Genomic DNA, 25,335 nt, shown 5'->3' on the forward strand with positions numbered 1-25,335 from the left:
TCAAACTAAGATGAACAACACTCAATTACGCAGTGTTCAATTGCAAATTCATCATGTAAATAGTGTTTTATGGCATTAAGCTCAATAGGGGTATCTGTTTGCATCACAATTTCACAGTGAGTGGTAGTATCGTCCAGTTGCCACGCTTTTATTGATTTTATTTGCGTAATAGCAAACTGTTGTAGTAATTTTTTGCTGATAAGTTGCTGGTCAAAACCAATGGGGGCTGCCTGCATTAAAATGCTGCAGCTGGCTTTAAGTAATAATACGCCGTGATAAATAACATACATTGATATCAATATAGTCGCTATTAAATCAACTACATACCACTGGTATAAAATGATTAAAGTACCGGCAATAATAACGACTATTGATGCCATTGCATCAGACACATTATGAATAAACGCCGCCTTTATATTCATGTTGTTTTTAGCGCCGGCTTTAAAGGTTAATAACGCAGTGACTAAATCAATGAGTAGCGCTACTGCAGCAACCCATACAACGATCCAGCCATTGATAGGTTGGGGGTTTAAATAACCATTTATGGCTTCAAAAATTAAATAACCCCCGATGACTATTAACGTAGTGCTATTAAAAAGGGTTGCTAGTATCTCTGCGCGTTTGTAGCCAAAATGATGGGTTGTATCAGCCTGTTTATTGCCAATTTTTCGGGCAACGAGGGCAATAAAAATAGAGGCCGCATCACTTAGGTTATGTAATGCATCGGCAATTAATGAAAGGCTGCCAGAAAATACGCCGCCAACAACTTGCACTGCAGTCAGTAAAACATTTATAAATACGGCAAGAGTGAGCTGTTTATCACTTTGGTTATCATCAACGTGACTGTGTGAGTGACCATGACCCATCTTAGTTAAACTTCCTCATTGCTTTACTGTGTACTCATAATGACAACTTTTTGCCATATATAAAAGCATTGTTTTAATTTGTTTTTTTAATGCCCTAATGGCTAAATTGAAATAAGCTCATGAACGTTACTCATTGAATGTAAAACGATATGCTAGGGTATAAATAAATGTATTAATAGCTTAAATTATTATAATTAGTTAAGCACTTTTTATATTAAATTAGATGCTTGCCAGGCATAAAAGTAGTTTTTTAAAGGTCAATAACAATGAACACAGCAATAGAAATTCGCGATGCAAAGCCAAGTGACGCAAAAACAATTCTACACTTTATCAATGAGCTTGCTATTTACGAAAAAGAACCTGATGCAGTTAAAACCGATGAGCAAGCAATTTTAGATACACTGTTTTGCGACGGCGCAACAGCGCACAGTTTAATATGTTTACAAGATGATGAGCCAATTGGTTTTGCCGTATATTTCTACAACTACTCGACTTGGTTAGGTAAAAATGGCCTCTACCTAGAAGATTTATACGTGAGCCCAGATAGCCGCGGAAATGGGGCTGGTAAAGCCATTATGAAAGAACTGGCAAACAGAGCAATCAATAAAGACTGTGGTCGCTTTGAATGGGTGGTACTTGATTGGAATAAACCCGCGATTGATTTTTATAATAGCATGGGCGCTGAGCCACAAAATGAATGGATTATATATCGTTTAACGGGTCAGGCATTAATTGATTTTGCAAACAAAGATTAGTACCGAATATGGCCAGTAATACGCTTAGTTTTTGCTAAGCTAAGCGCTACCGAATTTACAAGAGCATTTTATGGGTGATCAGCATTGGCAAAAAGCACGTCAAAGTCGTGATGCGCGTTTCGATGGGCTTTTTTATGTAGCCGTTAAAAGTACCGGTATTTATTGCAGGCCAATTTGCCCTGCGCCCACAGCTCACGAAAAAAATGTGGTTTACTATCAGTTTGCGCACTCTGCCGCGCAAGCTGGTTTCAGGCCTTGTATTCGTTGTCGGCCCGATAGTGCACCAGGAAGTGCGGCTTGGCAGGGAACAAAAACAACGGCTCTACGAGCCAAGCAATTAATTGATCATGATAATCAGCACGACTGCGAAAAGCTCGCTACGCGTTTAGGAATAAGCAGCCGTTATTTAAGGCGATTATTTTCTCAATATTTTGGTATTTCTATCACGCAATATCGATTGTTTAACCAATGTCATTTTGCAAAAAAATTGATTCAAGAAACTAGCTTACCGCTTACCGAGATAGCGTTTGCCTCAGGCTTTAAAAGTGTTAGGCGTTTTAATGATGCTTTTTTAAAACAACTTAATATTGCGCCCTCAGCGCTCAGAACCGCCAAGCACCCAGCTGATATTGGGCTCACCTTAATTTTGCCTTTTCGTCCGCCGTATAACTGGCAGGCATTGCATGGATTTTTAGCAAAACGATTAATTCAGCCAATAGAGTGATTAACGCCAACCAGTTATGGGCGTACTTTTACTTATAAATCGTGTAGAGGGCGTTTTGATGCTGAGTTTGTTGCAGATAAACATCATTTTCGGGTGCAAATTGATATAGATAATACGCAATATTTACAGCCAGTTATTAACAACATTCGCCGTGTACTTGATTTAGATGCAGATACTTATTTAATTGAGGCGCATTTAAGCGAACACATTAATAATGCATTTCCACTTACTAAAGGCTTAAGGTTACCGGGTATTTGGTCAAGTTTTGAGGCGGGAGTTAGGGCTGTACTTGGGCAACAAGTCAGTGTAGCAGCGGCGCACAACCTAGTGACTAATTTAGTAACACAGCTTGGTGAAAAGCAACACCAACAGGTCTATTTTCCTGAGCCTGAAGTGTTAGCACACAGTGATTTTGCATTCTTTAAAATGCCACAGGCGCGTAAAAATGCCCTGCATAACCTCGCTGAATTTTGTGCCGTTAATCCAAATTGTGATGACTTAGATCAATGGCTTAGTTTAAAAGGGATTGGCCCATGGACGGTTAATTATGCAAAGTTACGCGGCCAAAGCCAGCCCGATATTTTACTCAATGGCGATTTAGGCGTTAAAAAGGCACAAGCGGCAGTACGTTCTTTTGAACCTAAGAACTGCGCACCATTTCGATCTTACTTAACTTTTCAACTTTGGCAGCAATTATGATAGTGCAAACCAGTTTACCCAGCCCGATTGACGATATTATTATTCAGGCAACTGAAAACGGTATTAGTTATGTGGGGTTTTATCCACCGACCAGTTATATCAGTACGCCTTTAAATAAGGTAACTAATTCGCATGTTTTATCTTGTGTGGCGCAGCTTAATGAGTACTTTGCTCATACGCGTACTGAGTTTGATTTAGAGCTTGATACTGGCGGCACGCCATTTCAGCAAAGCGTATGGCAGGCATTGTGTAGCGTACCCTATGGAAAAGTGGCGACTTATAAAGATATAGCCATACAATTAAATAATCCTAAAGCTGTGAGAGCGGTAGGGGCTGCAAATGGAAAAAACCCAATCAGTATTATTGTGCCGTGTCATCGTATTATTGGCGCAAATAAAAAACTAACTGGTTATGCCGGTGGTTTAGAGCGCAAGCAATGGTTACTAGAGCATGAAGCAAAATAAATAAAATAATGTTTCCAAATTTGTATTCTCTGCACTTTAGGGTAGCATAAGCGCACTTTTTATTTGAAGGCATGGCTATGGCGCAATTATACTTTTACTACTCTGCAATGAATGCAGGTAAATCAACCACTTTATTACAATCAGCGTTTAATTATAAAGAGCGCGGTATGGAGCCGGTGATCCTCACCGCTGCCATTGACGATAGAGCAGGAGTAGGTAAAGTATCCTCACGTATTGGCTTGCAAGCAGATGCACATATTTATGATGCAGATAAAGATGTATTTGAGCTAATTCAAACTCTTAATGCAGATAAAAAACGTCATTGTGTGCTGGTGGATGAATGTCAGTTTTTATCAAAAGACCAAGTTATGCAGTTAACCGATGTGGTTGATGAGTTAGGTATACCCGTATTGTGTTACGGATTGCGTAACGACTTTAGAGGGGAGCTGTTTATAGGGTCACAGTATTTACTTGCTTGGGCTGATAAGCTAATTGAGCTTAAAACGGTGTGTCATTGTGGGCGCAAAGCAAATCACGTATTACGTACCGATGAAAATGGCGAGGCTATTGCCGATGGTAATCAAGTTGAAATTGGCGGCAACGATCGTTATGAATCGGTGTGCCGCAAGCATTACAAAGCGGCGTTAAATATGGGCCGTTAAGGCTTTAATAAAGGTATCTATATCCGCTTTAGTAATACCTAAATGGGTTACTAGCCTAAGTTGCTTACTTGGGCTAATAAAAATGCCTTGTGCTTTTAAATCGGCTGCTAGCTTTGTAATGTTTATGCTGTTATCAAACGTAGCGTAAACCATATTTGTGGTATTACTCATATTTACTTCAAAGCCTGAAATTTCATTTAACTGCTGTGCTAAATAACGCGCGTTAGCGTGGTCATCGACTAAACGTTGCGTGTTGTTTTCTAAGGCATATTGCCCGGCAGCAGCTAACATACCCGCTTGGCGCATACCGCCGCCAAGCACTTTACGCCAGCGTCTTGCTTTAGCGATTAACTGCTAAGAACCTAATAATGGGTCAACTGGCGCACCTAAGCCTTTCGATAAATAAATAGAGACTGAATCAAAATGTTGGGTGATTTCTTTAATGTCAAGGTTAAGCTCGGCTGCGACATTAAATGCTCGCGCGCCATCTAAATGCAGTGCTAAGTTATGTTGATCAACAAATTCACGTGCTTTAATTAAATAATCAATACCCAGTACTTTGCCACCTATGGTGTTTTCAAGGCTCAGTAATCGCGTTTTCGCAAAGTGGCTATCATCGACTTCATTTTCAATAGGCTGTGATTGAATAGAGCCTATAACGCCAGCGTCACCGCCTTCAAACTTTGAGCTATGTGCACTTTGCCCACAAATATACTCATCACCACGCTCACAATGCGCCATTAATGCAAGTAGGTTTGCTTGTGTGCCTGAGCTACAAAAAAGTGCATCTTGGACATAGCATAGGCTTCTAATTGGTTAACGCTTTCATCATCGCCGTATACATCATCGCCAACTGGGGCATGATACATAATATCTCGCATTTTATTGCAAGGCTTGGTCACTGTGTCTGAGCGAAAATCTATCATGAGTGGTCCTTATGGTTGTTATATGAATTCTTCACAAATTTGTTCACGGGTTGTTTTATCAAAATAACTCCACGCAATAAAGCGACTGACTTTTTGCCCTTGTGCCATTTCAACTATTTTATAGTCGCAAATAGGGAGCTGTTTTAGTTGTGTTTGTAAAGCAGCAAGGGTCTCTTTTTTAGAAACCAACGAGGTAAACCAGATCACTTGCTCACTGTACTGAGCGCTTTCTTTGATCATGTTAGAAATAAAGGCCAGTTCGCCGCCTTCACACCACAGCTCATTACTTTGTCCGCCAAAGTTGAGGGCGTTACTGGGGGCTTTACCTAAGTTTTTCCATTTACGTTCACTGCCTTTATTGGCTTCTTCTGCACTGGCGTGAAATGGCGGGTTACACATCGTTAAATGATACAAATCTTTCGCATTAACCACCCCTTTAAAAATATGCTCGGGATTTTTTTGTTGTTTAAGCGTTATTTTTAAATCATTAAACTGAGCGAGCTGCTTGGCTATTTTTATTGCTGCTAAATCGATGTCGCTGCCAGTAAAGTGCCATTGGTATTCGCTATTGCCCGTTAGCGGGTAAACTAAGTTAGCGCCAGTGCCTATATCAAGCACTTTAATTTGTCGGCCAGTGGGAATAACCTGCTGATTATCTTCGCTGAGTAAGTCAGCTAAGTAATGAATATAATCTACTCTACCTGGAATAGGTGGGCATAAGTTGTGCTCAGGAATGTCCCAAAAGTTAATGTTGTAATGGCTTTTTAATAGCGCCTGATTTAAGGTTTTTACAGCTAAGTTATTACTAAAATCAATACTTTGATTGCCTGCTGGCGTCGTAATTAAAAAAGCAGTTAACGAAGGGGTTTGCGAGGTAAGCAAATTAAAATCGTAACCATTTTTGTGTTGATTGCGTGGATGTAATTTAGAACGAGTTGATTTTGCTTTCATGAGGCTTTTTAACAACAGGAATAAAAGCCAATAGTAACAAATACTGACAGAAAAAGTGCATATTTTCCCTTTGGCTTACCAGGTATTGCTGGTAGGATGAGTTGTTAACAATTATAAGGAATTCGCTTTGGCAGTTACTCAAGAGTCTGTTTTTATTAAATTAGGTGACCATCAAACACTGCATTTGCGCCGTATCGCCAACCAGAAGCCAAGTGGGCCTGTGGTGCTATTAATTCATGGCGCGGTAGAAAATGGCAAAATATTTTACACTCATAGCAATAAAGGGTTAGCGCCTTTTTTAGCTGAACACGGGTATTGTTGCTACGTAGCTGATTTACGCGGGCGTGGTGAAAGTAAACCAGCTATTTGTAAGCAAGCACGGTATGGACAAACTGAGGCGATTGTTGAAGATATTCCGGCATTTATTAAAAAAATTGAACAGTTAGAGAGTAAAAAACCTGACTTTTTAGTTGCTCATTCTTGGGGTGGGGTGTTGCTTAATAGCGTGTTTGCTCGCTTTCCTGAGCTGATAAACGATGTAAAAGCGTGTGCCTATTTTGGTTCAAAGCGTTCGCTATTTAATAACCACCCTAAAAAGTTATTTCAGGCTAATTTAATTTGGTATTTTATGGCACCAATATTAGCGAAAAAACACGGTTATTTACCAGCAAAACGCTTAAAGTGGGGCAGTGATGATGAAACTCAAAAGTCGCATTATCAAAGTATGCAGTGGGCTAAGAAAAATCCGTGGATAGACAGTGATGATGGCTTTGATTACGCTAAAACATTAGCAAATCTCACGCTTCCTCCAACGTTACATATTGCGGCAGTAAAAGATAAAGCATTGGCACAGCCTATCGATATTCAAAAGTTTATTGATGAGTCAGGTACTGGGGTGCAAAAAATGCAAATATATGGCCGACGCTTTGGGCACAAAGTAGATTACGACCATATTAATATGCTTACCCATCCACAGGCACGCCAAGAACAGTTTATGGATGTGCTTAATTGGTTTGAGGCAACGAGAGCAGACTAAGTAAAGGGGCTTCATAACGCTGCCATTTATCAAGGCTTTTGTTATTTACAGGCTGCCTAATCGCATGTTTACTGAGCGTTGTAACGGCGCTTTTATTTTTGTAAAAGTCTAGACAAGTCTGTTCAAATTCACAGCCAGTAAAACTCAATAGTGCGGTTAATTGATCTTTAGGGTTTTCAATTAACTGCTCATAACTTAAATTATAAATAGCTAAGCGGTTAAATTGCTGCCAATGGCTCATCAATTTTTCATAAAGCTGATGGTACAAAGTAAATTCATTTAAATCACAAAAATAGGGTTCGTTTTCAGCAAAGTAATTAGTAAACACTGAAAATGCGGTTGCATGAAAGTTTCGACTCAGGTTAATAAACTTAGCATCTGGGAATAAAATATAAATTAACCCTAAGTTTTGGTAATTGCTAGGCAGTTTATTGATCACAAATGCGCAATTGCTCCCAGAAGAACTTAAGGTATCTAAATACATGGCTCTGGCTTGGTTAATTAAAGGCGTTGTTAGCTTAGTTAAGCATTGAGGGTAGCGTAACCCTTTTTTTTGTTCTAAAAAAGCGACTATCTTATTACTAATACTGGTGTCTTCTCCAAGCGTTGCCCATTGACTGTGTCCTGCTAACATCTGCTCCAGTAAGGTTGAGCCGCTTCGTGGCATACCAATAATAAACACGGGCGTAACTGGATACTGCTTATTTAGGTTTGCAAAATTGAGCACACTTTCATTATTATATTCAATAAGTTGATCATAAAACCCAATTAAATCTTCAGTTTTAAATTCACTGAGTTTGTGTTGTTGCTGATTGGCAATCACAAAATAGTTAAACGCTTGATCAGTATCGTCTAACTTGTCGTAACTTTTAGCTAAAGCATAGTAGCAGACCATTTTTAAGCGTAGGTTATTTGTTTGAGTTAAAAAATGGTGTAATTGAACGATGTAATTATTTGCTTTATTAAAACGTCCTAATTGTACCAATTCAAATAAAACATAAGCCGTAACCGGTGCTATTCCAAGCTTTAATGCTTCCTCAAGCGTTGACTGTGCTTTATCGAGCTCGCCAAAGGTTAAATAGTGCTGAGCTAAATAATAATGGGTATCTGGGTTGTCTGCGGCAATACTGGTTGCGTACTCGAGTACTTTTTGCGCATTTTCAGGGGAGTTAACCGCATTAAATGCATCACTTAGTGCATACAAAGGTTCTAGTAAATAAGGGAGGTGCTGACACGCTCGTTGTAGTATATAGACAGCGGCATCAAATTGTTCTAAACGCAGCGCCACCTTACCTAGGCCAAACAGAGCATCACCATTATAAGGCTCTGCTTGTAAAAGTGTTTTGTAATGAAACTCAGCTTCTCTAAGCTTGTTTTGTGCTAATAAATGATCCGCTTTTTTTAGTAACATAATCCAAACAATATTCTTTTTATTAACTATAACCCTAAAACCGCAAAATAAGCGAGAGTAAGATTATTATTTGAGGCCAATAAAAAGGCGAAATGCACCACACATTTCGCCTTTGAGTATCATTAACAGATGTTAGAAAGTATAGGTTGCTTTAGCGTAGTAAAAGCCACCATTAATTCCGTATGGAGATGTTTCAAAAGCTTAATAAACTAAGCGCACCTCCTGTGAGTCCTCGAAATAGACTATAGATAAAAAAACTAAAGAGGGTAATGGGTGGTTAATCACTATTTAACAAGTTGAAACAAGTGATTTATCTAAAAATAATGCATAGTTAATCATAAGTAGGGCAGGGAAAGGGGGAAAAAGCAGTCATTGATATATAGTTATTAACTAAATAAGCTATTTTAGCTATTTTAGCTATTTTAGCTATTTTAGCTATTTTCTATTATTGAATTAAACTGACTTGCTATTGATATTTTCACCATGATGTTTTTTCCACTGTGCAAGTTTTTCTTTGTACTCATCCCATACACATGGACAGCAACTACCGCCGCCGCAGCACTCATCAGATTTTGGCCTTTCGGGTTTAGTGTTGGGTATGTTTTTTTGCATGTTTTTATTTAAACTGAGGAAAATGAACATTAAGAATAAATGATTGAATAAAGCGTGTAAATTATTCTTTGTGAACTGAAAGCGCTGTGTGAGAATACAGGCTATGCGATTATATAAAGTTATCCATCGTGCACCCTGGCGGGTTGCTAAAATAAGTAAAAAGCGACAACAACTACGCTTTCGTCGTGCTATGGTCGCGCTTAAAATTGCGCTTGCCCAAGAAAGGCAAGAAACCAAAGAAATGCTAATAATTTATAGGCGTTATACCCAAGGGCAAACAAATAAAGTAGAACTAAAACGCGCCAACGAGCAGTTTGTTGATATATTAAAAGGACTAGGGCTAGGCGTTTTTGCGTTATTACCGTTTGCACCATTAACTATTCCACTGGTTGTTAAACTAGGGCAGTTAGTAGGGGTTGATGTATTGCCGAGTTCTTTTAGTATGAATAAGCCGATTAAAGAAATTGATCAAGAAATTGCTCAACAAAACCAAGAGCAAGACTCAACGCCCTCAAAGAAGAAGTAAGCTAGCAGAACATAATTAGCTATACCTTTTAATAGTGCTTATTGTTATGCTAAGGCATCATTTTCTATTATGTGAGTCATTTAATGAGTGCTTTACTTCGTCATACCTCTTCAGGAATTCCTCTATCATTTATCGTTAAAAACGAACTAACCGATTGGCTTACGCAGCAACCGAGTTTTGTACAGCGCTGGCTAGCAAACACAGATTTTGAAAAATCAGGACTCGCACTAGTACCAAATCCAGAAACGGGTGAGCTAAGTCAGGTATTTTGTGTAATGCAAAGCGCTGATGATTTTTGGGCTGCTGGCGAGCTTGCCAGTAAATTACCTGCGGGTTGTTATCAAATTCAAGGTGATGAGTCTTTAGTTGCTCAACTTGCTTTAGGCTTTGTGTTAGGTGGTTATGAGTTTAGTGAATACAAACAAAAAGCCACCGCTAAAGCTCAGCTTGGTATTGCTGATAAAACATTATATGAACAAGTAAAACAACAAGCGGATGCCATTAATTTAGCACGCGATTTAGTTAATACCCCAGCTGCCGATATGATGCCGCAGCACTTATCACAAGTCATGAGTGACCTAGCAGATACATTCGACGGTGAATTTTCGCAGTGGATAGGTGATGAGTTATTAGAGCAAAATTACCCAACTATTCATATGGTAGGGCGCGCGAGTGAAAATAAACCACGATTACTTGACTTGAAATGGGGGGCAGTCGATGCGCCACAAATTACGTTAGTCGGTAAAGGCGTGTGTTTTGATTCCGGTGGACTTGATTTAAAGCCCAGTTCAGGCATGCGCAACATGAAAAAAGACATGGGTGGGGCCGCGCATGTTATTGCCCTGGCTCAGCTAATTATGGCCGCTAACTTACCAATCCGCCTTCGTGTTTTAGTGCCTGCGGTTGAAAATGCTGTTTCGCGTAATGCATTTCGCCCTGGCGATGTAGTAAAAACCCGTAAAGGTATTATGGTCGAAATAGACAATACCGATGCAGAAGGGCGATTAGTACTGTGTGATGCTTTAAGCGAAGCACAAAACGATGATCCTGAATTAATCATAGATTTTGCTACATTAACCGGTGCGTGCCGCGTTGCTTTAGGTACAGAGCTACCAGGTTTTTTCTCAACGGATCGCGCTGTAGCAAATGCCATTATGGACTCGGGCATGCAAGTTAACGACCCTGTTTGGCAATTGCCGTTATTCGAGCAATACAAACCATTTTTGAAAAGCGACGTGGCTGATATGGCTAACTGTGCAAGTACGCCATTTGGTGGCGCAATAACCGCTGCGCTTTATTTGAAAGAGTTTATAGAGCCAAATACACCATGGGTTCACTTTGACGTAATGGCATGGAATTTACGTGCATTACCTGGGCGTCCAGCTGGTGGTGAGGCACTGGGTATTCGTGCAGTATTTACTTACCTACAAAATCGATTTAACTAAATTAAATATACCTTGAGTTATTAGATGTTAAAGTGCATATAACTCAAGGGGTAAGCCATCTGGATCGGCAAAAAAGGTGAATTTTTTGCCGGTTATTTCATCTTCTCTAATATTTTCGACGATGACATTGTGTGACTCTAAATAATGTTTAGCAGTATTAATACACCCAACTTTAAATGCTAAATGTCTAAGTCCTTGAGCTTCGGGGTAGCTTGGTCTACTTGGCGCATCATTAAACGAAAATAATTCTAACTGACTTCCATCAGGTAAAGCTAAATCGAGTTTGTAAGACTGACGCTGTGCACGATAATGCTCATTAATAATCGTGAGTTTTAATATTTCACTATAAAAATGTTTAGAGCGTGGATAGTTGCTACAAATGATGGCTACATGATGAATGCCTAGTAGTTGCATATATTTTCCTTAAAAAGCAAAAAGCGCACTAAAAGCAGTGCGCTGTTTATCAATACATGTGCATGGTTGTATATTAGCTTTTAGCTAGGCTCTGCGTCTTTACACGCTTTTACAGCCGGTGCAACAAGCTCTAAACCCGTTTTATTACACGGTGGAAGCTTAGCATCACTAAGTGCAATAGGCGTTACTCGCTCGCCCCATTTTATATAGCTTGCCGCCCAAGTAAGCCCAGCTCCAAATGCCGCCGACATAATATTTGCATGCGGTTTAATTAAGCCTTGCTCAACGGCTTCACACAATGCAATTGCAATGGTGGCAGCAGAGGTGTTGCCATATTCACCAATATTGACCATTACTTTTTCGTCATCCACTTTTAAGCGATTTTGAATAGCTTGAATAATGCGTAGATTGGCTTGATGCGGAACTAGTACATCGATATCGTCTAACTTAAGATTGGCTTGTTCAAGCACGTCGTCACAGGCTTCACTCATGCCTTTAACGGCACGTTTAAATATTTCACGGCCTTCAAATAAAAGGTCTGATGGACCAATTGGCTCATATTTATTTAAATCACTGCCAAAATTAGTAATGTGTAAAATATCACGATCTTCGCTGTCACAACCGGTTTTAGTCCCTAATAAGCCTGCAGGTGTTTCTGCTGCTTCAAGCACAACGGCACCGGCACCATCACCAAATAATACTGCGCTGTCGCGTCGTGCCCAGTTTACATACCACGTCATGCGCTCAGCCGCGATAACGACGGCTTTTTTGATCATGCCTGCTTGAATTTGCGCTGTCGCAGCTTGTAAAGCATATAAGAAACCAGAACATGCCGCGTTGGTGTCCATGGCTGCAGCGCCTGTGGCACCAATATTTTTTTGTACTAATGAGGCGGTGTTTGCAACTACTGTTGAGGGGGTGCACGTTGCTAAAATAACTAAATCGATATCTTTTGCATCTACGCCAGCACATGCAATGGCATGTTTTGCAGCCACACTAGCAAGTTCAGCAGTACTTACATGGCTAACTCTTCGTGCCTTGATACCTGTGCGTGTGGTGATCCACTCATCGGTTGTATCTACAATTTCACTTATTTCGTCGTTGCTGATGCTTGCTGGTGGAATGCATTTACCCCAACCAGTGATATGTGCGTAAGGCATAGTGTGTTCTCTTAAAAGTGGTATGACGTGTTCGTCTAATGAGGACGTTATATCAAAAATTAGCTGTTAACACTAGTTTATAGCATGGTTTGCTTAGTAATTACTGCTATTTTACGGACTATTTGCTGCATTTTTGTTTAAAGGTAATTGACTTGTTTTTATTGTGTTAATTAAAAGCTTTTAATGATTGTGCCTGTTTTACACAATAGCTCATAGGCTTTCTAAGCTTAATAGAATACAAATACTTTGTTGACCATATATGCTTGAGTGCGGCTGAGTGAGCAGCTAATATGAGGCGCTTATTATGAAATCATTACTTAAAAAGCATTATTTATAATGGATAACAAAGCAATGTATATTCAATCAGGTGAATCTTATTGTGTTAATTAAAACCGATCCTGCTATTAGCCGGTTATTAATGCTGCGCAGTGGCGCCATTGCTGTGCAGCTTATTGCAGTGTTAAGCGTTTATTTTTTATTAGAGCATCAAATTGCGCTCATGCCGTTGCTAGCCGTTATTACGCTTGAGGCGGTTTTTCAGTTAGCAAGTATCTTTGCTTATAGAAATGTTAGCCAAGCAAAGCCTGTTGGCATGCTGATGCAACTGACCGCTGACGTACTTTTTTTAACTATTTTGTTGTCTTTAAGTGGCGGTGCAACTAACGCATTTGTGTCGTTATTATTGTTACCTATTATGATAGCGGCAATTACATTGAGCGCTCGTGGGCTTGCCTATATTGCTGTGCTGGCTATCGCTGCCTACAGCATGCTACTGATTAAAATGCCAGAGCATAGCATGCACCAAATGAACATGAGTGGCCACTTTATTGGCATGTGGGTTAATTTTGTTATCAGTGCCTGCGTGATTGCGTTGGTTATTGGTGCAATGAACCGTGCTTTACAACAACGTGAGCGCACTATTGCTCAAGTTAGAGAGAAACAGTTGCGTAGTGAACAACTGGTTACTCTCGATGGCGCAGCGGCGCAAATTACTCATCAATTAGCAACGCCTATTGCTAATTTACAATTATTGTTTGAAGAGCTTGTAGAAGAGCATCCCAACAATGAAATTATTCAGCAAATGCAATCACCCTTGCTGCAATGCCGCACTCAGCTTAATGATTTTAGAAAGCTCTCTATGCAGCTACGAGATAAAAACACGCAAATACCTATAAAAGCAGAGCAGCTGCAAAATCAAATTCATGATACGTTGCTATTACAATACCCTAATCAACAAATAAACTGGCTTAATGAGGCGCCTAAAGCCACATTAAAAAGTGATGCCATGCTGCTACCTGCTATTTTAAACTTATTACAAAATGCAGCGCTTGCTAACGAAAAAAAAGGCCAAATGCAATTAGAGTTGAGTTGGCAACAGCCAGATGCGCAAAGTATTGCGTTAATTATTCGGGATTTTGGCGCTGGTTTTTTATCCTCCGAGTTAGCGGAGTTAGGCGGGCAGCTCATGCCCAGCGAGCAAGGCATGGGAATAGCGGTTATGCTATCAAATGTCACGTTTGAGCGTTTAAATGGTTCGTTAACTGTTTATAATCACCCCGATGGTGGAGCGGTGGCCAAGATACAAATGCCACTATTAATAACCGAGTCGGCGCTATGAAGTTGCTAATTATTGAAGATGACATTAACCTTGCTACCACTTTGGTAAGGCGCTTAACAAAACACAGCTTTAACTGTGAGGTTGCACATAACCAAACAGAGGCCTTACTTAGGGCTCGCCAGCAGCAACCTGATTGTATTTTATTAGATATGAAGTTAGCAGATGAGAATGGGCTGGCTCTTATTGCACCGCTGCGCCAATTGTTACCCGAGGCACATATTGTACTACTTACTGGCTTTGCAAGTATAGCTACAGCCGTAGAGGCGATGCGCTTAGGCGCTAATGACTATTTAACTAAGCCTGTCGATATGGCAAGCTTATTAAAAGCGCTAAAAGTAGAGCCGGTATCGACAGTAACCGAAATTCCTGAAGAGATTATGTCACCCGAGCGTTTAGAGTGGGAGCATATTCAACATGTATTACACAGTAACAACGGTAATGTATCAATGACTGCAAGGCAGCTTAATATGCATAGACGCACTTTGCAGCGCAAGCTACAAAAAAAACCTGTGCAGCAATAAGCCCTCACTTGAGCAAGCAATTAATGACCCATACCGCCGCGCTAATAAAAAGCCAAAAAATTATACTGTTCGATGCCCAGTGCAAGCTTTGTAGTGCGTGGTGTAATTTTATTATTGCTCACGATCCTCAGGCCATGTTTAAACTATGCAGTGTACAATCACCAAAAGGGCAGCAAATATTAATGCACTTTGGCTATTCGACAACTGATTTTGCCTCTATGGTTTATATTGAAAACGCTCAAGCATTTATACAAAGCCATGCATTTTTCGAGGTGATTAAACAGCTAGGCTATCCGTGGAAACTTAGTGGTATATTTAGTGTGTTGCCAAATCGTTTTAACAATTGGCTTTATGATAAAATTGCATCAAATCGATATACCTTATTTGGTAAATATCACTATTGCAGGATCCCTTCAAAACAAGACCAAGCCCACTATTTATAAGTGCTTTAATAGATGCCTGAATGTATTGGCTGTGCTAAAATCGCGGCGTTTAAATTTTAGCATTAAAAAGGCACTTACATGGCAAATACGGCGCACGCACTGCATATTTTAGTAAAACATAAAGAAATAGCAGAAGACATCATCAAGCAATTAGGCAAAGGCGCAAAGTTTCAAACTTTAGCTAAAAAGTATTCGTCATGTCCATCGGGTAAAAAAGGTGGTGATTTAGGTGAGTTTAGACGAGGCCAAATGGTTCCGCAGTTTGATAAGGTGGCTTTTAGTGGTGCAATTTTAGAACCGCATTTAGTAAAAACGAAATTTGGTTGGCATGTTATTAAGGTACTTTATCGCACATAAACTAACGCAATTTTAAGTTGCCGCTATACTTATTATTTGTTCAGTTTGTTACATGCTAAAGCAACTTGGAATAACTATGAAGCTTATTATTTTATGCTGCAGTTTGATTTTAATGGCAGTGGCATTTTTTGCCAGTAGCACTGAGCAAACGCTCACCCTTAAGCTCGGTAAACCAAGCACGCAAGACATACCAAAAAACCACTATATTTTAACGTTATTAGAAAAGAGCTTTGCAGAGGTTAATGTAAAGCTCAATATTGCCTACAGCATTGAGCCAATGAATACTAAAAGGATTTTGCAAGAGCTCAAACGTAACGGTGATGTTGATTTAGCTTGGTTAACTATGCCAAGCGCCCTTGCAGAGCAAAGAAATTTAATACACACAAGTTATCCTATTTACAATGGGCTGCATTCAAAGCGCTTGCTCATGGTTAAACAAAGTCGGTTAAAAGAATTTTCTGATATCAAAACCTTGGCACAGCTAAAACCATTTATTGCGTTGCAAAAACAAAGTTGGTCAGACTTTTATGTTTTAAAAAACAATGGCCTAACAGTTAATGGTGATTTGAGTTATGAAAGCATGTTAAAAGCGTTAGACGAGGAGCTTGGCGATTATTTTCCGCGTTCAGTTACAGCAATAAAAGCCGAGATACGTAAACATCCTCAGTATAACTTTGTTATTGAGCCACATATTATGCTGCAATACGATAATTACTATTATTTTTACGCAAACGAAAATAACAAAGCAATCATTGAGTTATTAGAGCAAGGCTTAACAAAGTTAGCAGATAGCGGCGAGTTAAACGCGCTTTATGAGCGCTATTATCATGATGTTGAAAACGGGCTTAATTTAAACAACAGACGGGTGTTTAACTTAAAAATTAATAATGTTAGGCCACACAATGTAGCCTAACCCGAAAAATTATTGCTCCTGCTTGGCTTCTTCTTCACTTATTTGCTTAAGTGCTTGAATAAACGATTCACTCGGTTGCCCACCGGTAAGCGCGTACTTATCATTTATAATGAAAGTAGGTACTGAGGTTATTCCCATTTGTTTAAAGTTATTTTGCTCTTGGCGTACCGCTTGTACGTATTTATCTGAGTGTAAAATTTCTCTGGCTGTGTCTTTGTTAAGGCCGACTTTTTCTACCACATCCAGTAACGCATCTTCTTGATTTAAATATTTTAAATCGGTGAAGTGTGCTTCAAAAAACGCCAATTTCAGCTCAGTTTGTTTGCCTTCTTCACGCGCCCACATTAGCAAGCGGTGTAGATCAAAGCTGTTGATCATAATGCGTTTACCGTCAAAATTAAAGGTAAAGCCAGCTCGTTCACCCGCATCCGCCATGTTTTGACGATTTCGCGCGCTTTCTTCTTCGGTTAAGCTGTATTTTTGCTGCAAGTGCTCGTTTAAGTCTTGCCCTTCAAGTGGCATATCCGGATTAAGCTCAAAAGGGTGCCATGTAATATCCGCACTCATTTCGTCTTTTAATTCTGCCAATGCGGCTTCTAAGTTTTTATACCCAATAATACACCACGGGCACATTACATCTGAGACGATATCTATTTTTAAGTTTTTCATAAGGATCCTTGAAGGATTGCTTTTTTAATAACAATGGATATTGGGATGAAGTTTAGTTTATCAATCATTGAACATAAAAAGAGCAGCGAAAGTGCTGCTCTTTTATTGAATGTTTTCAGGTTAGCTGTTTAAACCAAATGGGTCGTCAATGCTGTGGCTTGGCTGGGTAAACCAACGCGGTCCGTCATCTGTCATATAGAAGTGATCTTCTAATCTCACACCAAACTCATCTGGAATAACCAGCATTGGCTCGTTACTAAAACACATGCCTGTGGCAAGCGGGGTTTTATCGCCGCCCACTAAGTATGGCCATTCATGAATGTCTAAGCCGATACCATGGCCTGTGCGGTGTGGGCAACCTGGTGTTTGGTATTCAGGGCCTAAGCCTTGAGCTGCTAAGTAACTGCGGGCTGCTTCGTCAACCGATTCACAGGTTTTGCCAATGGCGGCTTGATTGAAAGCTGCTAACTGGGCTGCTTTTTCAAAATCCCAAAATAGGCGCTGGCGACTGGTTGCTTCACCAAATACGTAGGTACGCGTGATATCAGACAAGTAATCGTGTACTTTGCATCCGGTATCAATAAGGACCATGTCGCCTTTTTTCAAAATTTGTGGATCTTTTACACCATGAGGGAATGAGGTAGCAAGGCCAAACAATACAATACAGAAGTAATTTCCCGGAGCACCTACTTTTTGATGCGCTTTTTTTATAAATTCTTCGACTTCTACTGTACTAATTCCTTCATAAAGCATGCTCGCCGTAGCCTGATGAACCGCTAAAGTCATATCCATGGCGCATTGCATTAATGCTAATTCATTGGCTGATTTATGCATTCTACAATGTGCGGTTACAGGTTGTGCGTTAACTAGTTTTAACCCTGAACTGGCTTTATTGATGCCATCAAAAATAAAAAACTGTGCGCTTTCATCAATGCCCACGGTAGCGGTGTCACTAATATTCAATTGTTTAAGCACTTTAACGAATAGCTCAAACGGGTTCTCGTGTTCTTGCCAGCCGTGTATTGGGCCATCAATGACTTTAAAGCCATTTAAAGAGCCAATTTCAAAATGGGGGGCAATGTATTGCACCTCACCCATGGCGGGTAAAATAGCGCCGACTAGTCGTTCACTGGCGTACCATTTCATACCGGTAAAATACGTTAAGTTAGTACCTGCATTTAAATATATCGCATCAATATTATTAGCTTGCATATAAGCTTGCGCTTTGGCCATACGCACTAAATACTCATCGGCCTGAATTGGCGTTACTGAGTGGGTCATATTGCTTAAACTAGCAAGTGCTTGTTCGGGTGTGTGTGTACCAATACCAACTGTGGTCATATATTTCTCCTACAAAATTTTGCATAGTGTGTAGGCTAAATGCGTTCAATTCAAACTAATTGCGATTAGTGAACAAGGGATTGAACAAATAGAGGAAGTTATCAAGTCCCTTATTCCCAAGGACTTGATAACCTTGGGCTATTTTTTCGCGTAGGGTAAACGATTGAGCTTATTCGCCGTGTGGTAGCTATCTAATCCGGTTACTGCAACGGTATCGATGGCTTGTAAGTCTAAAAAGCCATCACTTTGGAGTGCTGATTTATCTACATAAACATCCATTATTTCGCCAATAACCAGCTCAGTGCCATTAACAGCTAAGTGCTGATTCTCTACAAATTTTACTGCGTATTTTAGTCGGCTTTGTGCAACAAAAGGCGCTTTAAAGTCGTTTAAGTACTCTGTTTTGAGACCGGTTGCATTAAACTCAGACTCATCTTTAGCGTAACGTGCCGATGTTTGGTGTGCCTGCTGGTAAATATCACTATTTACTTGGTTAATAGTATAAACGCCTGTTTCTATAATATTTTCGAATGTATGCCTTGGTACGCTGTGCGGGCGCATTATCATGCCTACTAGAGGTGGGTGAGCGCCTAAATGAATAACTGAACTGACAATGGCTAGATTGGTATTACCTTGTAAGTCTTGTGTACCAATTAAGTTTGCACTTTTAAACCCTGAAAGTGAATTGATAAAGTGTGTACGGGTATGTTTTTCAAGTGCGGCTATGCGGTCTTTCGAAAAATGCATGTGTTTGTTCCTTACCATTTTATGGTGTTTCCTTGCCAATCTAAGTAGGCAGGTTCGCCGTTGAGTTCTAGCTGTGGGTTTTCGTAAGTAAATTTAAATAATTGCTGAGCAACAAAGTCAGGGGTAAACAGTTTACCTGCGGGCACATTTTTTTGAAATGGCTTAGAGAGCTGTGTATCTGTAGTACCTGGGTGAAATAAAACAAGTTTGGTATTTTTAGCGCGACGAGCAAGTTCAATGGCGGCTGTTTTAAATAGCATGTTCAGCGCAGACTTGGATGCGCGATAGGTATACCAGCCACCCAATTTATTGTCGTTAATACTGCCTACACGAGCGCTTAAAGCAGTAATTGTGCAATGAGTTTTGTGATTAAGCAGTGGCACTATACTTTGTAAGCACAGCAGGGGGACAAGTGTATTAGAGTGCAAAAGCTGCATAAAATAATCACTGTTAATTTCTTCGAGCTTTTTTTCTGGCATGTGCTGGTCGTTGTGTAATTGACCATTAAATATTATTACCTGAGCAAGCTCAATTTGTTGTGACTTTAACGACTGGGTTAGCTCATTTAGGCTTTGCGCCGAGTAGTCGCTGTGGAAATAGGTTACCCTGTCATCATTATGCTCAATATTCGATGAGCTGACACAAATTATATTAAATTGTGCTGCTTGCTGATTTAAATGACTTACGTAGGATTGTGCAATGGCGCTACTGGCGCCAAATAAAATCACTGTTTTCATTTTTCACCTTTAGATTTGATATTGCATTGACCATTACTACACTGCGCATTGGGCATTAAAAAACGGCTTATATGATGGCGGTATTTTGCAAATAAAAGTGTAAGCATGATCAGCAAAAAAGCGAATTACGGGCAAACGAATTATTTTAAGCCAACGGTATTTGCCAACGGTGCGCCAAGCTTGATAAGTGACGTCTAAGCCGTAAATCATCTGCCCCTTATCAGTTTGGGCGTGCAATAAATCCATGGCATTTTGTTTATCGATTGCAGGAAAACGTTCATTAAAATCATCCGCATTTAAATCTTCTAGTGTAATTTTATGATCAACATCGGCACGTTTTAAATGTTGCATTTCTGCATTGCACAGTGGGCAATTGCCATCGTAAAAAATGATCATGTTATCGCTTTGTGTTTATTTTACATATGCTTTTTTACGACAAGACAATGCAAATGGATCTATTAAATATTCCCTCTTAGTGATATTAATAGGTCTCCAAGAAACGAAGGAGAGCTAGAAATGAGTGAACAATATGCCGCCTTGCGAGGTAATGTAAATCTACTTGGTCAATTATTAGGACAAACTATTAAAGATGCCCAAGGCCAAGAGATTTTAGATAAAGTAGAAGAAATTCGGGCTTTATCAAAATCATCTCGCAGTGGCAATGAAGCCGATCGCCAAGCGTTAATTGATGTACTCCATGCGCTTAGTGATGAGGAGCTTTTACCGGTTGCCCGTTCATTTAATCATTTTTTAAACTTAGCTAATGTTGCAGAGCAGTTTCATACCGTATCACGTTTTAATGATGTTGGTTTTTGCCAACTAAATCCTCTCACTCAAACATTAAAAACGTTAGCAGCAAAGGCCGAACAAGGTCAGCTTAATCATAATCATTTAGCCGACACACTCTCAAAACTCCACATAAACTTAGTACTAACCGCTCACCCAACCGAAGTGACTCGCCGTACTATTATTAACAAACATGTTGAACTAAGCGATTGTTTAGCGTCGCTTGAGCGAACCGACAACCTTGCGCAAGAGCGCGAAGCGATATTAAATCGAATTGCGCAGCTTATTAGCCAAGCTTGGCATACTGACGATATTCGTCGTTCTCGTCCAAGCCCTGTTGATGAAGCTAAATGGGGCTATGCGGTAATTGAAAATAGCTTATGGGATGCCGTGCCACGTTTTTTACGTGAGTTTAGCCAGCATGTTAAACAGCATTTGAGCCTTGAGCTACCAGCCAACTACAGCCCGATAGAATTTACGTCGTGGATGGGGGGAGATCGGGATGGTAACCCGTTTGTAACCGCTGAGGTGACTAAGCAAGTACTCGATCATGGCCGTTGGATGGCGCTGGATTTATACCAGCGTGATTTAGAAACTTTGTGTGCTGAACTTTCAATGTCTGATGCCAGTGATGAGCTCATTAAACTGGCAGGGCAAGAGTTTGAACCTTATCGAGCCGTGCTCAAAGAGCTTAAAAACCAAGTAGCTGAAACAGTGATGTATTTAAGCGCTAAAATTAAAAACAAGCGTACAGAATCACAAGATTTAATAACTGATATTAACCAAATTAAGCACCCAATTGAGGTGTGTTATCGCTCATTGTTAAAATGTAATATGCAAGTGGTTGCTGATGGCTTGCTATTAGATGTGATCCATCGTGTAAATAGCTTTGGTTTGCGCTTGGCAAAACTGGATGTACGACAGGATTCGTCAAGACACAGCGATGTGTTTTCTGAATTAACTCGTCATTTAGGTATTGGCGATTACAATCAATGGGAAGAGCAAGACAAACAAGCTTTTTTACTGACAGAGCTCAATTCACGTCGTCCGCTAATTCCTAGGCATTGGCAACCAAGTCCAGAAGTGCAAGAGGTGCTCGACACCTTTGATGTTATTGCGCAACAAGATGAAAAAACCTTTGGTTTATACATTATCTCTATGGCACGAACTGCCTCTGATATATTAGCAGTGCAGCTATTACTTAAAGAGTCTGGCTGTGGTTTTGAACTGCCTGTGGCGCCTTTATTCGAAACCTTGGATGATTTAAACGATGGCCACAACGTCATCACTACACTTTTAAATAACGAGTGGTACCGTGGACACATTAAAAACACCCAAAATGTAATGATTGGCTATTCAGACTCAGCCAAAGATGCAGGCATGATGGCTGCTGGTTGGGCACAATATGAGGCAATGGATAAGCTCGTACAACTAGCGGATGAACGCGGTATTGAGCTTATTTTATTCCATGGCCGTGGGGGTACAGTTGGCCGTGGTGGTGCGCCTGCTGCACAAGCATTGCATTCTCAGCCGCCGGGGTCGTTAAAAGGCGGGCTTAGGGTAACAGAGCAAGGTGAAATGATCCGCTTTAAATTTGGCCTGCCTAATGTGGCATTACAAAGCTTAAATATTTATGCGGGTGCGGTACTACAAAGTAATTTATTGCCACCACCAGAGCCTAAATCACAGTGGCGCGAAGTAATGGCATTAATTAGCGATGTGTCGTGTGAGCATTACCGTAATGTGGTGCGCCACGATGAAAACTTTGTGCCTTACTTTAGAATGGCGACACCTGAATTGGAACTGTCAAAATTACCTTTAGGCTCAAGGCCTGCAAAACGAAATCCAAATGGAGGGGTTGAGAGCTTACGTGCTATTCCATGGATTTTTGCGTGGAGTCAAAACCGGTTAATGTTACCTGCATGGTTAGGTGCATTGAGCGGGCTTAAAGCCGCGCTTGAAAAATACGGTATAGAAACCTTAAGTGAAATGAGCTTGCAATGGCCATTTTTTAGGGCGCGTTTAGAAATGCTAGAAATGGTATTTAGTAAAGCGGATAGCTGGTTGAGTGAGCATTACGATAATGCGCTGGTGGAAGAGATGTATAAGCCGCTGGGTGTAGCTTTACGTGATGAACTTGGTGAAGCTATAACGTTAGTGCAATCATTAAGCCCACAAAAAAGCTTATTGGCTGATCAGCCTTGGATCAAAGAGTCTATCGGGCTTAGAAATCCATACACCGATCCGCTGAATGTATTACAAGTTGAGTTATTACGTCGTTCTCGTGGCGATGATAAAGGCAATGAAAACGATATAGATAATGCTTTGATGATCACTATGACCGGCATTGCAGCGGGTATGCGTAATACAGGTTAATCCAAAACTAGATTAGTTTTAGAGGGAACACACGACGTGTTCCTTTTTTTTACGTTGAATAGGCTGGTATTTAGTTTGCCAACCTTTTACACTACTTAGCCATTGATCAAATAAAAACTATTATGGCTTCAGCAACTTTTAAAGTGCAACATAATACAGCACTTAGCAATTCACACATTTCATTAAACGTAGCGCAAACGCAAGCTCTACGCAGTCAATTAAAAACTCAACGCGGTATTTTATACCCAAACGATATTTCAGCGCTTTGCACCGAGCTTAATGTTAGCGAAGATATTTTATTACAAGGCTTAGTGCCTATGGCTTCAGAGTTTTCGGTTGCACCTATTTCCAAATTTCATGTCGGCGCAATTGTAAAAGGGCTCGATTCACAAGGAAACACCACTTTTTATTTTGGCGCTAACGCTGAGTTTGACCATCAAGCACTTAGTTTAGTGGTGCACGGTGAGCAATCTGCCATTAATAATGCCTGGTTAAATGGTGGTAAAAAAATTCTTAAAATAGCGATTAGTGATGTCCCATGTGGGTACTGTCGTCAATTTATGAATGAACTCGCTGATGCGAAAGAGCTTGATATTTTACTGCCAGCACAAAACTTTAAATTGGCAGAGTTATTACCTCACTCATTTGGACCAACCGATTTAGGCAATGAGCACAGCTTATTTAACCCAGCAGAGCAAACTAATTGTTTTGAAAACGAACAACTTGATGAAAAGCTGATGAGTTATGCTTTAGCGGCTTATGTGCCGTACAGCCAAAATTACAGTGCAGTAAAAATAAGTACGTTTGAAAACGGTGATTTTTATGGCAGCTATGCAGAAAATGCAGCGTACAGCCCGAGTTTATCGCCATTACAAAGTGCTGTGAGTCAGTTGTTTTTAGCAGGACTGAGCTTTGATAAGCAAACAGTAAAATCAGTTACGTTATTAGAAACGGCTGGTCATGAAAACCAATCTGGGGTGGCAAAAGCCGTGTTAGCAAGCTTTACTGGCTTGCCAACACTTGAGGTTATTAGCGCAACATTAGCCAAGTAACACTTTAGCGGCTTCAAGTACCACGGCAACCGATTTTTTCTCAATCTCGCCGTGGTCTACGTTAGGAATTTCTTGACGTGTTCTATTTACTAATACACCGGCAACACAGGCTGCTTGTAGGCCAAGAGCGGCACACATAGTAAATAAAGTAGCCGATTCCATTTCGTAGTTCATCACGCCTAGTTTTTGCCATTCTTCACAGCTACCCTGTAATGACTTAGGAACATAACCAGAATGCGTATCGTAACGCTCTTGTCCTGGGTAGAAGGTATCGCTTGAAGCGGTGATACCGATATGAAAATCGATGTTTAGGTTTTCACAGGCTTTTACCATTGCTTGAGTGGCAAAAAAATCAGAAACAGCAGGGTAGCACAGTGGTGCAAAATGCTGACTCGCGCCATCCAAACGAACTGAGGCTTGGCTAATTAAAATATCGCCTTCGTTAATGTGCGGCTGAATCGCGCCTGTTGTGCCAATGCGAAGAAAGCTACGTACGCCAAGTTGAGCCAGTTCTTCAACCGCAATTGACGTTGAAGGGCCGCCGATACCGGTTGAACATACAACCACTGAGTGGCCGTTTAATTGGCCTAAATAAATGTGAAACTCACGGGTTTGAGCAAGGCAGGTTGGATTATCTAAGAACTGTGAAATGCGTGCTGCACGATCTGGATCCCCTGGAACAATAGCCAGTTTTGCACCTTTTAAATCATCAATACACAGTCCTAAGTGAAATACTTTTTCCATAACTAAGCCTTTTTAATAAGAGTTGTTGTCAATTTAGCATGATTACGAGAAACCTAAATAAAGTACAGGACGGATGTCCGTATTGATTTATTCATCAACTCTGAATATTCAATCAATGGCTAAAATTACTAACAAAATGAGCCAGTTGACTTGTTTGCTCAGACACTATATTCATACCTCAGAGCAAACCAGTAGCTAGCTAAAAGAGTTGTTAGCTAAATTTTAAGTTGTTTATATTCATAAGGTTAGTTAGTAGGTTTTGTATTGTTTTGCCGCTGACCTAACCTCGCAGAACACAACGTTCAGTGATTTTTATAACCACATACAATTAATTTTTAATTTATTCAGCGTTCGTCGTTTTGCATAACTACTCAATAATA

At 40.2% G+C, this 25,335-nt stretch carries 24 protein-coding genes and 3 pseudogenes; 14 read left to right on the forward strand and 13 right to left on the reverse strand.

Annotated features, from left to right (window positions below; genetic code table 11):
• Positions 1–5 precede the first annotated feature (5 nt).
• The gene (locus tag BG00_RS15770) at positions 6–866 is read right to left on the reverse strand and encodes a cation diffusion facilitator family transporter (RefSeq protein WP_036983852.1); all 861 of its coding nucleotides are present in this window, start codon (positions 864–866) and stop codon (positions 6–8) included.
• 266 nt (positions 867–1,132) lie between these two features.
• Here BG00_RS15770 and BG00_RS15775 point away from each other — a divergent pair, with 266 nt between their 5' ends.
• From BG00_RS15775 to BG00_RS15790, 4 genes and pseudogenes are all read left to right on the forward strand, one after another.
• Complete coding sequence (locus BG00_RS15775; protein WP_036983853.1) at positions 1,133–1,621, forward strand: GNAT family N-acetyltransferase; 489 nt, start codon at positions 1,133–1,135, stop codon at positions 1,619–1,621.
• A 70-nt stretch (positions 1,622–1,691) separates the two neighbouring features.
• A pseudogene (locus BG00_RS15780) lies at positions 1,692–3,044 on the forward strand (DNA-3-methyladenine glycosylase 2 family protein).
• A complete protein-coding gene (locus tag BG00_RS15785; RefSeq protein ID WP_036983854.1) occupies positions 3,041–3,508 on the forward strand; it encodes a methylated-DNA--[protein]-cysteine S-methyltransferase in 468 nt (155 codons plus the stop codon). Before BG00_RS15780 ends, BG00_RS15785 begins: the two are co-directional and overlap by 4 nt.
• 77 nt (positions 3,509–3,585) lie before the next feature.
• Positions 3,586–4,170 (forward strand): thymidine kinase, encoded by a 585-nt coding sequence (locus tag BG00_RS15790; protein WP_036983857.1) that lies wholly within the window; start codon positions 3,586–3,588, stop codon positions 4,168–4,170.
• On the opposite strand, the pseudogene ltaE reads toward BG00_RS15790, so the two are convergent.
• Positions 4,153–5,096 (reverse strand): annotated as a pseudogene (ltaE, locus tag BG00_RS15795) (low-specificity L-threonine aldolase). The gene BG00_RS15790 and the pseudogene ltaE overlap by 18 nt on opposite strands.
• Positions 5,097–5,114: 18 nt before the next feature.
• The gene (gene rlmF / locus BG00_RS15800; protein ID WP_036983858.1) at positions 5,115–6,047 is read right to left on the reverse strand and encodes a 23S rRNA (adenine(1618)-N(6))-methyltransferase RlmF; all 933 of its coding nucleotides are present in this window, start codon (positions 6,045–6,047) and stop codon (positions 5,115–5,117) included.
• A gap of 127 nt (positions 6,048–6,174) precedes the next feature.
• Between rlmF and BG00_RS15805 the strand changes: the two genes are divergently transcribed.
• Positions 6,175–7,083: an alpha/beta fold hydrolase gene (locus BG00_RS15805; RefSeq protein ID WP_036983859.1), complete on the forward strand. Its 909-nt coding sequence runs from the start codon at positions 6,175–6,177 to the stop codon at positions 7,081–7,083.
• On the opposite strand, the gene BG00_RS15810 is transcribed toward BG00_RS15805, so the two are convergent.
• Positions 7,052–8,494 carry a tetratricopeptide repeat-containing sulfotransferase family protein gene (locus BG00_RS15810; protein WP_036983860.1) on the reverse strand — a complete coding sequence of 481 codons (1,443 nt, stop codon included), beginning with the start codon at positions 8,492–8,494 and terminating at the stop codon, positions 7,052–7,054. The two genes, BG00_RS15805 and BG00_RS15810, sit on opposite strands and share 32 nt — an antisense overlap.
• Positions 8,495–8,947: 453 nt before the next feature.
• Positions 8,948–9,106, reverse strand: coding sequence for an oxidoreductase-like domain-containing protein (locus tag BG00_RS17555; protein WP_076921669.1), 159 nt, complete (start codon positions 9,104–9,106; stop codon positions 8,948–8,950).
• A gap of 103 nt (positions 9,107–9,209) precedes the next feature.
• On the opposite strand from BG00_RS17555, the gene BG00_RS15815 reads away from it, so the two are divergent.
• Entirely contained in the window at positions 9,210–9,632 is a 423-nt protein-coding gene (locus tag BG00_RS15815; RefSeq protein ID WP_036983861.1) for a hypothetical protein, read from the forward strand.
• Positions 9,633–9,715: 83 nt separating this feature from the next.
• Entirely contained in the window at positions 9,716–11,077 is a 1,362-nt protein-coding gene (locus BG00_RS15820) for a leucyl aminopeptidase family protein (protein ID WP_036983863.1), read from the forward strand.
• Positions 11,078–11,104: 27 nt separating this feature from the next.
• Here BG00_RS15820 and gloA2 read toward each other — a convergent pair whose 3' ends face one another.
• On the reverse strand, positions 11,105–11,491 hold the full coding sequence (gene gloA2 / locus BG00_RS15825) for an SMU1112c/YaeR family gloxylase I-like metalloprotein (protein WP_008464296.1): 387 nt from the start codon (positions 11,489–11,491) through the stop codon (positions 11,105–11,107).
• Positions 11,492–11,571: 80 nt separating this feature from the next.
• A complete protein-coding gene (locus BG00_RS15830; RefSeq protein ID WP_036983864.1) occupies positions 11,572–12,651 on the reverse strand; it encodes a ketoacyl-ACP synthase III in 1,080 nt (359 codons plus the stop codon).
• 379 nt (positions 12,652–13,030) lie between these two features.
• Here BG00_RS15830 and BG00_RS15835 point away from each other — a divergent pair, with 379 nt between their 5' ends.
• The 5 genes from BG00_RS15835 (at position 13,031) to BG00_RS15855 (ending at position 16,503) form a co-directional block, all read left to right on the forward strand.
• Positions 13,031–14,269, forward strand: a complete 1,239-nt coding sequence (locus BG00_RS15835) for a sensor histidine kinase (protein ID WP_036983865.1) — start codon at positions 13,031–13,033, stop codon at positions 14,267–14,269.
• The gene (locus BG00_RS15840; protein ID WP_036983866.1) at positions 14,266–14,790 is read left to right on the forward strand and encodes a response regulator transcription factor; all 525 of its coding nucleotides are present in this window, start codon (positions 14,266–14,268) and stop codon (positions 14,788–14,790) included. The genes BG00_RS15835 and BG00_RS15840 overlap by 4 nt, the downstream gene beginning before the upstream one ends.
• Positions 14,791–14,813: 23 nt before the next feature.
• Positions 14,814–15,233: a thiol-disulfide oxidoreductase DCC family protein gene (locus BG00_RS15845; protein WP_013463126.1), complete on the forward strand. Its 420-nt coding sequence runs from the start codon at positions 14,814–14,816 to the stop codon at positions 15,231–15,233.
• 78 nt (positions 15,234–15,311) lie between these two features.
• Complete coding sequence (gene ppiC / locus BG00_RS15850; protein WP_008464312.1) at positions 15,312–15,590, forward strand: peptidylprolyl isomerase PpiC; 279 nt, start codon at positions 15,312–15,314, stop codon at positions 15,588–15,590.
• 76 nt (positions 15,591–15,666) lie between these two features.
• Positions 15,667–16,503, forward strand: coding sequence for a substrate-binding periplasmic protein (locus tag BG00_RS15855; protein ID WP_036983867.1), 837 nt, complete (start codon positions 15,667–15,669; stop codon positions 16,501–16,503).
• A 9-nt stretch (positions 16,504–16,512) separates the two neighbouring features.
• On the opposite strand, the gene BG00_RS15860 is transcribed toward BG00_RS15855, so the two are convergent.
• The 5 genes and pseudogenes from BG00_RS15860 to BG00_RS15880 all read right to left on the reverse strand — a co-directional run bounded on the left by BG00_RS15860 (position 16,513) and on the right by BG00_RS15880 (position 20,393).
• Positions 16,513–17,172, reverse strand: coding sequence for a DsbA family oxidoreductase (locus BG00_RS15860; protein ID WP_036983869.1), 660 nt, complete (start codon positions 17,170–17,172; stop codon positions 16,513–16,515).
• Positions 17,173–17,292: 120 nt separating this feature from the next.
• On the reverse strand, positions 17,293–18,513 hold the full coding sequence (locus BG00_RS15865) for a M24 family metallopeptidase (RefSeq protein ID WP_036983870.1): 1,221 nt from the start codon (positions 18,511–18,513) through the stop codon (positions 17,293–17,295).
• A 138-nt stretch (positions 18,514–18,651) separates the two neighbouring features.
• Positions 18,652–19,260 (reverse strand): flavin reductase family protein, encoded by a 609-nt coding sequence (locus BG00_RS15870; RefSeq protein WP_036983871.1) that lies wholly within the window; start codon positions 19,258–19,260, stop codon positions 18,652–18,654.
• 11 nt (positions 19,261–19,271) lie between these two features.
• A complete protein-coding gene (locus tag BG00_RS15875) occupies positions 19,272–19,997 on the reverse strand; it encodes an SDR family NAD(P)-dependent oxidoreductase (protein ID WP_036983872.1) in 726 nt (241 codons plus the stop codon).
• Positions 19,994–20,393, reverse strand: a pseudogene (locus BG00_RS15880) (thiol-disulfide oxidoreductase DCC family protein). The gene BG00_RS15875 and the pseudogene BG00_RS15880 overlap by 4 nt, the downstream one beginning before the upstream one ends.
• A 120-nt stretch (positions 20,394–20,513) precedes the next feature.
• Between BG00_RS15880 and ppc the strand changes: the two are divergent.
• Together ppc and cdd are read left to right on the forward strand one after the other, a co-directional pair.
• Positions 20,514–23,159, forward strand: a complete 2,646-nt coding sequence (gene ppc, locus BG00_RS15885) for a phosphoenolpyruvate carboxylase (RefSeq protein WP_036983873.1) — start codon at positions 20,514–20,516, stop codon at positions 23,157–23,159.
• Between the two features lie 122 nt (positions 23,160–23,281).
• On the forward strand, positions 23,282–24,211 hold the full coding sequence (gene cdd, locus BG00_RS15890; RefSeq protein ID WP_036983874.1) for a cytidine deaminase: 930 nt from the start codon (positions 23,282–23,284) through the stop codon (positions 24,209–24,211).
• Here the strand turns inward: cdd and udp are convergent.
• Entirely contained in the window at positions 24,200–24,955 is a 756-nt protein-coding gene (gene udp, locus BG00_RS15895; protein ID WP_008112319.1) for a uridine phosphorylase, read from the reverse strand. The two genes, cdd and udp, sit on opposite strands and share 12 nt — an antisense overlap.
• Positions 24,956–25,335 lie beyond the last annotated feature (380 nt).

Source organism: Pseudoalteromonas sp. SCSIO_11900 (genome assembly GCF_000576475.1).
GTDB lineage: Bacteria > Pseudomonadota > Gammaproteobacteria > Enterobacterales > Alteromonadaceae > Pseudoalteromonas > Pseudoalteromonas tetraodonis.

What these genes read in the sequence shown, in the direction of transcription:
- BG00_RS15770 (WP_036983852.1), bottom strand. Translation starts at nt 866, where the DNA reads ATGGGTCATGGTCACTCACACAGTCACGTTGATGATAACCAAAGTGAT.
- BG00_RS15775 (WP_036983853.1), top strand. Translation starts at nt 1,133, where the DNA reads ATGAACACAGCAATAGAAATTCGCGATGCAAAGCCAAGTGACGCAAAA.
- BG00_RS15785 (WP_036983854.1), top strand. Translation starts at nt 3,041, where the DNA reads ATGATAGTGCAAACCAGTTTACCCAGCCCGATTGACGATATTATTATT.
- BG00_RS15790 (WP_036983857.1), top strand. Translation starts at nt 3,586, where the DNA reads ATGGCGCAATTATACTTTTACTACTCTGCAATGAATGCAGGTAAATCA.
- rlmF (WP_036983858.1), bottom strand. Translation starts at nt 6,047, where the DNA reads ATGAAAGCAAAATCAACTCGTTCTAAATTACATCCACGCAATCAACAC.
- BG00_RS15810 (WP_036983860.1), bottom strand. Translation starts at nt 8,494, where the DNA reads ATGTTACTAAAAAAAGCGGATCATTTATTAGCACAAAACAAGCTTAGA.
- BG00_RS17555 (WP_076921669.1), bottom strand. Translation starts at nt 9,106, where the DNA reads ATGCAAAAAAACATACCCAACACTAAACCCGAAAGGCCAAAATCTGAT.
- BG00_RS15815 (WP_036983861.1), top strand. Translation starts at nt 9,210, where the DNA reads ATGCGATTATATAAAGTTATCCATCGTGCACCCTGGCGGGTTGCTAAA.
- BG00_RS15820 (WP_036983863.1), top strand. Translation starts at nt 9,716, where the DNA reads ATGAGTGCTTTACTTCGTCATACCTCTTCAGGAATTCCTCTATCATTT.
- gloA2 (WP_008464296.1), bottom strand. Translation starts at nt 11,491, where the DNA reads ATGCAACTACTAGGCATTCATCATGTAGCCATCATTTGTAGCAACTAT.
- BG00_RS15830 (WP_036983864.1), bottom strand. Translation starts at nt 12,651, where the DNA reads ATGCCTTACGCACATATCACTGGTTGGGGTAAATGCATTCCACCAGCA.
- BG00_RS15840 (WP_036983866.1), top strand. Translation starts at nt 14,266, where the DNA reads ATGAAGTTGCTAATTATTGAAGATGACATTAACCTTGCTACCACTTTG.
- BG00_RS15845 (WP_013463126.1), top strand. Translation starts at nt 14,814, where the DNA reads ATGACCCATACCGCCGCGCTAATAAAAAGCCAAAAAATTATACTGTTC.
- ppiC (WP_008464312.1), top strand. Translation starts at nt 15,312, where the DNA reads ATGGCAAATACGGCGCACGCACTGCATATTTTAGTAAAACATAAAGAA.
- BG00_RS15855 (WP_036983867.1), top strand. Translation starts at nt 15,667, where the DNA reads ATGAAGCTTATTATTTTATGCTGCAGTTTGATTTTAATGGCAGTGGCA.
- BG00_RS15860 (WP_036983869.1), bottom strand. Translation starts at nt 17,172, where the DNA reads ATGAAAAACTTAAAAATAGATATCGTCTCAGATGTAATGTGCCCGTGG.
- BG00_RS15865 (WP_036983870.1), bottom strand. Translation starts at nt 18,513, where the DNA reads ATGACCACAGTTGGTATTGGTACACACACACCCGAACAAGCACTTGCT.
- BG00_RS15870 (WP_036983871.1), bottom strand. Translation starts at nt 19,260, where the DNA reads ATGCATTTTTCGAAAGACCGCATAGCCGCACTTGAAAAACATACCCGT.
- BG00_RS15875 (WP_036983872.1), bottom strand. Translation starts at nt 19,997, where the DNA reads ATGAAAACAGTGATTTTATTTGGCGCCAGTAGCGCCATTGCACAATCC.
- ppc (WP_036983873.1), top strand. Translation starts at nt 20,514, where the DNA reads ATGAGTGAACAATATGCCGCCTTGCGAGGTAATGTAAATCTACTTGGT.
- cdd (WP_036983874.1), top strand. Translation starts at nt 23,282, where the DNA reads ATGGCTTCAGCAACTTTTAAAGTGCAACATAATACAGCACTTAGCAAT.
- udp (WP_008112319.1), bottom strand. Translation starts at nt 24,955, where the DNA reads ATGGAAAAAGTATTTCACTTAGGACTGTGTATTGATGATTTAAAAGGT.